The following is a 1,490-nucleotide window of genomic DNA, read 5'->3' as shown; positions in this document are numbered from 1 at the left end:
AAACAGTTAAATAAATTGACTGATGATGATCAGTTAAGCTAATTTAAAAACGGCTCTACAAAATGATAAATCAAGTGATCAAAGCTGATGAGAATCGGTGATCAAAGTCATGAGAATACGCACCAAGCAGTTATTTACTGCTTGGGTTAAATTCCTTTAATTTTATTATGTTATTTAACTATAGATCTACCATCAAAAACGAAGTGAATTTTTGCCACAACGTTTTACCGAACTTAATGTCACACTCGGCTTTTATGTTATCTGCGTATTTCCATGGAAACTTGAAAATATCTGGCGGTGTTAGCTTTTTAATAGGTTTACCCATCAAAAGATTATCGAGCTGCTCTTCATCATTAAATTCTTTTCTCAACTCGTCATCTGCTTTAGACATTTTATTTAAAAATGACTTATCAACACGATACCAAAAATACTTAGGGCGACCATTGGCTTTATCAAATTCAGCAGTGGTTTTATCAAACTCACGGTAATATTCAAATTGCGGGATATCAGCCAAAGGCTGAGTAACATTCATAAAGTTTTGTAGCAGTTCCCAATGAATAAATGCAGATGCTATCTGGTTACTAAAAGTTTGGTCATATCGCATGCTTTGCTGATAATGTAACAAAGTAAACCCACGGTATGGAAAACCGCTTTTAGGGTTATGCTGCACCCTATAATGTGCATTAAACTCTTCAAATGGGAAAATATCGAAATCTTTCGCGTTTTTAGTTGGTACCTCCACCATTCCTGTGGCACGATTAAAAATAACAGCTAGATTATATTTAAACCTAAAAAACGGCCAAATTAACCAATTAATCAATTAATCAATTTAGAAACTATCCAACATAATGACAGGCCCGCTAAAAATTCTAACGCAACATCAACCGCCCCTAATGCTAAACTAAATAACGGCATAACAAACAAGAATATAACAATACATAAATGAATTATTGCCCAAGTAAAGTTTATAAAACCAATCATATTTGTAGCATTTCCAACCAATGGCATAGCTAAATCACTTTTCCCTTTAGCTAAAATTGAACGAACATACCTTTCTTCTCCAGTAATATTCCTCTTATAATAACTTCTTTGGCTATTATCAAAACAATGGCCGAACACTTTTCCTCTTGGATACAGAGCCTGTTTGCTTTGATAGCGGCAGAACATTAAATCACGTTCATCTTTAGCGATTTCATTTCTAAATTTTGCATCTTGCTTACCGCGATAAGCGGTTTTTGCGTATTGCTCAAACATATTCAACTTCCTTATTACCGAACTGTACTATTAACTATTTTTTCTCAGTTCGGCATCACGCCTTTGTGTAAATGCTAAACAAACTAACTTCACTACCACACGGCTTCTCTATTAACTTGGCAATCTGTTGGGTCTAAATAGGGTTTTAACTCCTCAGGAAATCCGTGTTTTTCTGTTATATCTTTATCTATTTTGAAGTAGTGCTCTATTGATTGATATAAGTGTGTACCAAGCGG

At 34.5% G+C, this 1,490-nt stretch carries 2 protein-coding genes; both read right to left on the bottom strand.

All coding sequences use genetic code 11. The annotated features are described in order from the left end of the window. Nucleotides 1-178: 178 nt before the first annotated feature. Nucleotides 179-745, bottom strand: a complete 567-nt coding sequence (locus tag H5200_RS23110; RefSeq protein WP_182762822.1) for a hypothetical protein — start codon at nucleotides 743-745, stop codon at nucleotides 179-181. Between the two features lie 71 nt (nucleotides 746-816). Then, nucleotides 817-1,254, bottom strand: coding sequence for a hypothetical protein (locus tag H5200_RS23105; RefSeq protein WP_182762819.1), 438 nt, complete (start codon nucleotides 1,252-1,254; stop codon nucleotides 817-819). Between the last annotated feature and the right edge of the window lie 236 nt (nucleotides 1,255-1,490).

Origin of the sequence: Pseudoalteromonas sp. SG43-7 (assembly GCF_014164295.1) — a bacterium.
Lineage (GTDB): Bacteria > Pseudomonadota > Gammaproteobacteria > Enterobacterales > Alteromonadaceae > Pseudoalteromonas > Pseudoalteromonas rhizosphaerae.
This window is presented reverse-complemented; position numbering and strand designations above follow the sequence as displayed.

What these genes read in the sequence shown, in the direction of transcription:
- H5200_RS23110 (WP_182762822.1), bottom strand. Translation starts at nt 745, where the DNA reads ATGGTGGAGGTACCAACTAAAAACGCGAAAGATTTCGATATTTTCCCA.
- H5200_RS23105 (WP_182762819.1), bottom strand. Translation starts at nt 1,254, where the DNA reads ATGTTTGAGCAATACGCAAAAACCGCTTATCGCGGTAAGCAAGATGCA.